The organism is Mycobacterium sp. 852002-51163_SCH5372311 (assembly GCF_001667115.1).
Lineage (GTDB): Bacteria > Actinomycetota > Actinomycetes > Mycobacteriales > Mycobacteriaceae > Mycobacterium.
Window position 1 is genome coordinate 1 of the sequence record NZ_LZIJ01000114.1, and the last position, 7,620, is coordinate 7,620.

Sequence of the window (7,620 nt, forward strand, 5' to 3'; positions counted from 1 at the left end):
CCAATCGACCTGCTGTGCGCGTCGCCGGGCTTCGAACTCGCCGGCGTCGCCGAGCACCTGACAATGCCGCTGCACGGTGTCCCACAGCTCGGACAGACCGGTCTCCTCCATCGCGCTCATGGTGAGAACCGGTGGCCGCCACAATGTTTCGCGTGGGTAGATCAATCTGATCGCCGACGAGAGCTCCCGTGCGGCTGATCGCGCCTCGGGCAGGTGCTTGCCGTCGGCCTTATTGACCACCACGATGTCGGCCAGTTCCAGCACACCCTTCTTGATGCCCTGCAACTGATCACCGGTGCGCGCCAAGGTCAACAAGACGAACGTGTCGACCATATTGGCAACGGCCACCTCGGACTGGCCCACGCCGACGGTTTCGATCAGGATCACGTCGAATCCCGCCGCTTCCAGCAGCACAATCGTTTCGCGAGTGGCCTTTGCCACGCCACCCAAGGTGCCCGACGTCGGCGACGGCCGGATGTAGGCGTCCGGATGCGCTGCCAGCCGCCCCATTCGGGTCTTGTCGCCCAGAATTGATCCGCCGGTCCGGGTCGACGACGGGTCCACCGCCAGCACTGCGACCCGGTGCCCGTGCTCTATCAGGTGCACGCCAAGCGCATCGATGGCGGTGGACTTGCCGACCCCGGGTACCCCGGTGATCCCGACCCGGTGGGCGTTGCCCGAGTCGGGCGTCAACTCGAGAAGCAGCTGTTGTGCCTGCTCACGATGGTCTTCGCGGGTGGATTCCAGCAGCGTGATCGCCCGTGGCAGCGCCGCCCGGTCCCCGTCCCGAACAGCCTTGGCCAACGCCTCGACGGTGTGGTTGTCCGGGCGCGTCATCTAAGGGCGCTAGCCAATGTTGTAGCCCCGCCGTTCGGCGAGCTTGTTCAGCAAGCCGACCGCAGCGTCGGCGATCACGGTGCCGGGCGGATAGATGGCGGTGGCTCCGGCGTGGTACAGCTCGTCGAAGTCACCGGGCGGGATGACGCCGCCGACCACGATCATGATGTCGGGCCGACCCACCTCCGCAAGCGCGTCACGAAGTGCCGGCACCAGCGTCAAATGGCCCGCGGCCAGCGAAGACACCCCGACCACGTGCACGTCGTTGTCGGCGGCCTGGCGCGCGACCTCCTCGGGGGTGGAGAACAGCGACCCGACATCGACGTCGAACCCGATGTCGGCAAACGCCGTCGCGATCACCTTCTGTCCGCGGTCGTGGCCGTCCTGGCCCATCTTGGCCACCAGAATCCTGGGCCGCCGTCCGTCGGCCTCGGCGAATTTCTCGACCAGCTCGATAGCGTTTGCGATGTTGGAGGCCTTTCCGACTTCGTCACGGTAGACCCCGGCGATGGTACGGATCTCCGCTTGGTGACGTCCGTACACCTTTTCCAGCGCGTCGGAAATCTCGCCGACGGTGGCTTTGGCCCGAGCGGCGTCGATGGCCAGGGCCAGCAGGTTATTGCCTAAGCCGTCGTCACCGGCACGGCCGTGAGCCGCGGCGGCGCGGCTCAACTCGGCCAAGGCGGCTTCGACGGCACCAGCGTCCCGTCCGGCCCGCAGCTCCTGAAGCTTGGCCAACTGCTCGGCGCGCACCCGGCTGTTCTCGACCTTGAGCACCTCGATCTCCTGGTCCTCGTCAACCTGGTACTTGTTGACTCCGATCACCGGCTGCTGACCGGAGTCGATGCGGGCCTGGGTGCGTGCGGCCGCCTCCTCGATGCGCAGCTTGGGGATGCCGTCGCTGATGGCCTGAGCCATGCCGCCGTGCTCGGCGACCTCGGCGATATGGGCACGCGCCCGCTGCGCGAGCTGATGGGTCAGCCACTCGACGTAGTAGGAACCGCCCCACGGGTCGATCGGCCGGGTGGTGCCCGACTCCTGCTGCAGCACCAGCTGGGTGTTGCGGGCGATTCGGGCGGAAAAGTCGGTGGGCAGCGCCAGCGCCTCGTCGAGGGCATTGGTGTGCAGCGACTGCGTGTGCCCCTGCGTTGCGGCCATCGCCTCGATGCAGGTGCGGGCGACGTTGTTGAAGGCGTCCTGGGCGGTCAGCGACCAGCCGGAGGTCTGCGAATGAGTGCGCAATGACAAAGATTTCGGGCTCTTCGGCTCGAACTGCGCGACCAGTTCACTCCACAGCAGCCGGCCGGCTCGCAGCTTGGCGACCTCCATGAAGAAGTTCATCCCGATGCCCCAGAAGAAGGACAGCCGCGGCGCGAACGTGTCGATGTCCAAGCCCGCGTCCAGGCCCGCCTTGATGTAGTCCACGCCGTCGGCCAGCGTGTACGCCAGCTCCAAATCCGCTGTGGCACCCGCTTCTTGGATGTGGTACCCGGAGATCGAGATGGAGTTGAACTTCGGCATCTTCGCACTGGTGTAGGCGAAGATGTCGGAGATGATCCGCATCGAAGGCTTGGGCGGGTAGATGTAGGTGTTGCGGACCATGAACTCTTTGAGGATGTCGTTCTGGATGGTGCCCGCGAGTTTCTCCGGCGGCACTCCCTGCTCCTCGGCGGCCACCACATACAGCGCCAGAATCGGCAGCACGGCACCGTTCATGGTCATCGACACCGACACCGCCGACAGGTCGATGCCGTCGAACAGCTGACGCATGTCCAGAATGGAATCTATTGCCACACCGGCCATTCCGACGTCGCCCTGCACGCGCGGGTGGTCGGAGTCGTAGCCCCGGTGGGTGGCCAGGTCGAAAGCGACGGACAGGCCCTTCTGACCCGCGGCCAGGTTGCGCCGGTAGAAGGCATTGGAATCGGCCGCGGTGGAGAACCCGGCGTATTGACGGATCGTCCACGGCTGGTTCACATACATCGTCGGGTAGGGCCCACGCACGAACGGCGGCTCGCCGGGAAAACTGTTCAGCGGGTAGCCCTCTTGCTCGGCCGCGTGCCGGTCCTGCCCGATGTATACCGGCTTGACGTCGATGCCTTCCGGCGTCTGCCACAACAGCTGATCGGGCGTGTACCAGTGCGCGGCCGCGGCGGCGGCAACGTGCTTTGTGACCGCGGCTTCGGTGGGCGCCGGCACGGCCCGATCGCCATGCAGCGGGACCTCGGCGAAACTACCCACAACGGGAGTGCTGATCGTCATCGCGGCTACGCCCCTAACCCGGTGAGCAGATCCGAAAGTACTTCGACTGCATTGATTTTCGCGGTCAGAAACTCGTCCGGCGGATGCGTGGGCCCGGGCAGCGCCTGCTCGGGCCCGGCCAGGTAGACACGCTCGATGCCGGCGTTGCGGGCCGCCTGCACAATGTCGTCTGCCTCAGCCTGGTAACGCTTGTCGGTGCCGCAGATCACCGCCGCCTTGAACACGCCGAGCCCGCCCACGGCCTTGCCGACGCCGTCGGCGTCGACGGGTCCAGGGTTGACCGCCTCAATGCCGCCGGAGGCCAACAGGTTGGTCGCGAACGTGGTCCGGATGTTGTGCTCGGCCAGTGGGCCCAAGGGCAGCAACAGCACCTGCGGCCGGACACCTTCTCGCGCCAAATAGCCGTCCGACCTGTCGCGCAATGTCTCGAACTCGGCGGCATAGCGCAGCACGTGTCCAACCCGACCCAGGCAATCGCCTTGGGGCAGCGGGGCTTCCGCGAGGTTGGGAAACTCGTTGACGCCAGTGATTGCGATGCGCCGATGCGCGATGTCATCGGCGCGCCGCGCGGCCAGCTCCCCGATCTGGGCGGTCAGGAAGTCATGGGCGTCTACGAAACCGCCGCGGGACTCGATGGACTGCAAACGCTCCCACGCCTGCTCGGCGAGCTGTTCGGTGAGGTCCTCGACGAACCACGATCCGCCCGCGGGATCCAGCACGCGCCCGACGTGTGACTCTTCCAGCAGCAGCAGCTGTGTGTTTCGGGCGATCCGGCGGGCGAAGCTGGTCGCCGTGCCCGGCCAGCCACCGGGGATGGCTACGTCGAATGCGTACACCAGAAGGGTGTCGGCACCGCCGGCACCGGCACCGAACGCCGCCAGCGTGCAGCGCAGCATGTTCACCCAGGGGTCACGCTGGGTCATCATCGGCAGCGAGGTCTCGGCATGGACGACGGTGGCGCCGCCGTCTGGATCGCCCGCGACCTCGGCGACTCGCGCCCAAAGTTGGCGCAGCGCACGCATCTTGGCCAGCGTCATGAATTGGTCGTCGTCGGCGGCGAGCCGGAAGCTGATCTGCCGCAACGCTTGGCCTACCGGCATCCCCGACCCGGTGAGCGCCCGCAGGTAGGCCACCGCAGCGCCGATGGCAGCTGCCAGCTCCCAGGCCGCGGTCGCGCCCAGGTTGTGGAAGGCGGGCCCGTCGACGGTGATCGCCCGCACTCCCGGCATTGCGGCCGCCCGGGCAGCGACTGCGACGACGTCCTCGATCGCCGGCGCAGGACGATTGCTCAGCGTCGCCGTCAGCGGGTCTGCGGCCAGGTCGACCGACACCGTGCCGCGCTGGTCGGCTTCCACCCGGTCCGCCAGCCGCAGCATGACGTCGGCGGCAGCGACATAGTCGGATCCCGCGTCGAGGATGACCGGCGCCATGCTCAGGTACACACCTTCGAGCAGGTTTTCCAGCTGCCCGGGAGCCACCCCGGACTCTCCTACCCGGATCAGCAGCGCGCTGGCCCCGTCGTTGAGTGCGGCCAGCACCGCCGCATTGACGTCGCCCGGTGCCTGACCCGGCAAGGGGAAGGCCTCGACGACTTTCCAGCCCGACTTGACGTCGCGCGACGCATCGCCGCCCCGCACGAACGGCCATTGACCCGGCAGCGGCGGCTCGGGCAGCTCGTCGAGCGCGGTGTAGAGCGGCCTGATGGCGAACCCGTCGTAGGTCGGTGTCTCGAGCCGCTGCTCGGGTCGGTCGCCCAACTCGGCAGGGTCCTTGCGGGTGCTCTTCGAGAGCACACCGGCGACTGCGCTGCGCCAGCGTTCGCGAACCTGTTCCAGGTCGGCGCGCTCGGGTACGTCAATGGACACCGACTGCTCCTGTTTCCGCAGCGAAACGCAGCGCTTTGTTCGGGTTGCCTGGGGTTGCATTTGGTAATGCGACTTACTAATCAGGCTAATTGATGGAGCTAGTCGCTAAAAAGCAGCGCTGCCGTGGTGAAACGCCGACTAATGCGAAACGAGTTATTCAGATCGGCCCCGTACCCTAGAAAACGTGACGAGCCCCGCCACCTCGAAAACCGTCGATACCCTGCGCAGTCTTGCCAACGGGGTGGGCGCCGCCGCGCGCCAGTTGTCGCCGGTGCGGACGGCGGCGACAGTGGGCGTTATCACAGTCCTCGTCGCGGTGGCGCTGTTGGTCAAGCTGCCCACCGCGGTGCAATTGCGCGATTGGGCCCAGTCGGTGGGTCCGTGGTTTCCGCTGGCGTTCCTGGCCGCGCAGATCGTCGTCACGGTAGTGCCGATCCCCCGCACCGCGTTCACCCTGGCCGCGGGCTTGTTGTTCGGTCCATTGTTTGGAGTGTTGATCGCCGTGGTCGGCAGCACCGCGAGTGCGGTGCTCGCGTTTCTGCTGGTGCGTGCCGCCGGGTGGCGGCTGAACCGGCTGATCCGCCACCACGCGGTGGACCGGCTGGACCAACGGCTGCGGGAGCGGGGCTGGCAGGCCATCTTGTCGTTGCGGCTGATTCCCGCCGTCCCGTTTTCGCCGCTCAACTATGCCGCCGGGGCCTCGGCCGTACGGCTGCTGCCCTACACGTTGGCGACGCTGGCCGGTGTGCTGCCCGGCACCGCCGCGGTCGTCATCTTGGGCGACGCGCTTACCGGTGACGTCAGCCCGCTGCTGATCCTGGTGTCGCTGTGCACCGCCGTCTTAGGGCTGACCGGCCTGATCTACGAGGTCCGCCACTACCGCCAGCACCACCCCAAGCGGTCACACAACCAGCCCCATGAGACGCGCGAGCCGGCGATCACTCACTGAGCCACCTTGCTGCTGTCCGACGCCCGCCGTGCCGGGCGGCTCGTCGCCGACATGCTCGATCTGAGCCGGATCGACGCCGGGCTCGCCCTCGACCTTCGCGATACGGACCTGGGCGCCGTGGTCGCCGCCGAAGCCGACCGGACCGCGATGCTGGCGCCGCAGGTCAGCGTCGTCCGCACTGGCCCGGCCGCGCTGACCATCAACGCGGACCCGACCCGGGTCGCGCAGATTCTGTCGAACCTGCTCGACAATGCCCGCAAACACACCCCGGCCGGCGGGTCCATCACCGTCGACCTGAGCGGCGGTGAGGACATTGCGGAAGTGACCGTCACCGACACGGGACCGGGGGTTCCCGACGACCAGCGTGACCACATCTTCGATCGGCTGGTGCGCCTCGATGCCGGGCGCGCGCGCGACCACGGCGGCGCCGGGCTGGGCTTGGCGATCGCGCGAGGGCTGGCCCGGGCCCACGGGGGCGAGCTGGAATGTCTGCCGCACGACGGCGGGGCGCAATTTCGGCTCAGGCTGCCCTAGCGGTGGGCCCGGCGGCAGCGGCTGTGCCGCGGGGCCGGCGGTGGTGTCGGGACTGATCCGGCGGCCTCGTCGGGGCGCCGCTCATGACCGCTGCGGCTGCAGGCGATAGCCGATGCCGCGGACAGTGTGCAAAATGCGTGGTCCGTGCGCCTCGAGTTTGCGTCGCAAACCGCTGACGTGCACCTGCACCAGGTTGGGATCGTAGGCGTCATAGCCCCATACCGCGTTCAGGATCTGGGCGGCGCTGACGATCCGGCCGCGCTGCGCGACCAGGAAGTCGAGCAGCCGTAACTCGGTGCCGGTCAGCTCCAGGCGGTGTCCGTCCCGCGAGGCGACGCCGGCGTCGACGTCGAGCATCAGGTCGCCCAGTTGAACCACCTGCGGCAGCCGGCCCCGCCGGCGCAGCACCGCGCCTACTCGCGACACCAGTTCGGCGAGCTCGAAGGGCTTGACGACATAGTCGTCGGCGCCGCCGTCGAGATCGCGCAGCCGGTCCGGCAACCCGTCTCGCGCGGTGATCAATACGATGCCGATGTCGCCCCATTCGCGGATGACGTCGAGCAGCGAGAACCCGTCGCGTCCGGGCAACATCACGTCGAGCACCACCAAGTCGGGCCGCAGACCGTCCAGAACTTCTTCCAGCCCTTCGCCGTCGCAGCGGGTGTCGGTGTGGTACCCGACGTCGGCCAACGCCTCGCTGACCATTTCGCGGATCGTCTCGGAGTCCTCGACAACCAGGACGCGCGGGGTGCCGACGCTGAACTGGCCGGCCCGGCCCGCCACCGAACGACTACCGGTATGCCCCGGGCGCGAACAATCGGTCATGGCCCCATTGTTAACGCGCCGTTCTGAGATCAGGCTTAAGGAAGCAATGTCCCTCCAAAGTCCTGTCGATCCGATCCCGCCGACGTGGGGAGCCACATGACCTCCGAGCAGACCGTTGACCCGCCACCGCAACCGCCGCAACCACCTGCGCCCCCGCCCGCCCGCCGCTATTCCGCCGCCGTGGTGATCGGCGCCGCGCTGGGAGGTTTGGCGGTCGGCGAGGACGGGATGTAACTGACCAGCGGCGTCGACATCGGCGCCGGATACGGCGGGGGTGGGAACTCGACGCGGACCTTCCAGGTGGGTCCGGTGACGGCGAACACGGCAAGCGCGCCGACCGCCGTTGTT

Annotated in this window: 5 protein-coding genes and 2 pseudogenes; 2 read left to right on the forward strand and 5 right to left on the reverse strand. The window is 67.7% G+C overall.

The window, feature by feature from the left end; translation table 11 throughout:
• From meaB to mutA, 3 genes are all read right to left on the reverse strand, one after another.
• Positions 1-837 (reverse strand): methylmalonyl Co-A mutase-associated GTPase MeaB (meaB, locus tag A5791_RS14760; RefSeq protein ID WP_067237968.1); only part of this gene is annotated, 837 nt, incomplete at its 3' end.
• Between the two features lie 9 nt (positions 838-846).
• Positions 847-3,099: a methylmalonyl-CoA mutase gene (scpA, locus tag A5791_RS14765; protein WP_067237959.1), complete on the reverse strand. Its 2,253-nt coding sequence runs from the start codon at positions 3,097-3,099 to the stop codon at positions 847-849.
• 5 nt (positions 3,100-3,104) lie between these two features.
• Positions 3,105-4,964 carry a methylmalonyl-CoA mutase small subunit gene (gene mutA / locus A5791_RS14770; protein ID WP_067237972.1) on the reverse strand — a complete coding sequence of 620 codons (1,860 nt, stop codon included), beginning with the start codon at positions 4,962-4,964 and terminating at the stop codon, positions 3,105-3,107.
• Positions 4,965-5,148: 184 nt separating this feature from the next.
• Between mutA and A5791_RS14775 the strand changes: the two genes are divergently transcribed.
• Both A5791_RS14775 and A5791_RS14780 read left to right on the forward strand, forming a co-directional pair.
• The gene (locus A5791_RS14775) at positions 5,149-5,913 is read left to right on the forward strand and encodes a TVP38/TMEM64 family protein (protein WP_067237962.1); all 765 of its coding nucleotides are present in this window, start codon (positions 5,149-5,151) and stop codon (positions 5,911-5,913) included.
• A pseudogene (locus A5791_RS14780) lies at positions 5,914-6,447 on the forward strand (sensor histidine kinase); the annotation flags it as partial.
• 81 nt (positions 6,448-6,528) lie between these two features.
• On the opposite strand, the gene A5791_RS14785 reads toward A5791_RS14780, so the two are convergent.
• Together A5791_RS14785 and A5791_RS26815 are read right to left on the reverse strand one after the other, a co-directional pair.
• Positions 6,529-7,272 (reverse strand): response regulator transcription factor, encoded by a 744-nt coding sequence (locus A5791_RS14785; RefSeq protein ID WP_067237965.1) that lies wholly within the window; start codon positions 7,270-7,272, stop codon positions 6,529-6,531.
• A gap of 167 nt (positions 7,273-7,439) precedes the next feature.
• Positions 7,440-7,620 (reverse strand): annotated as a pseudogene (locus A5791_RS26815) (hypothetical protein); the annotation flags it as partial.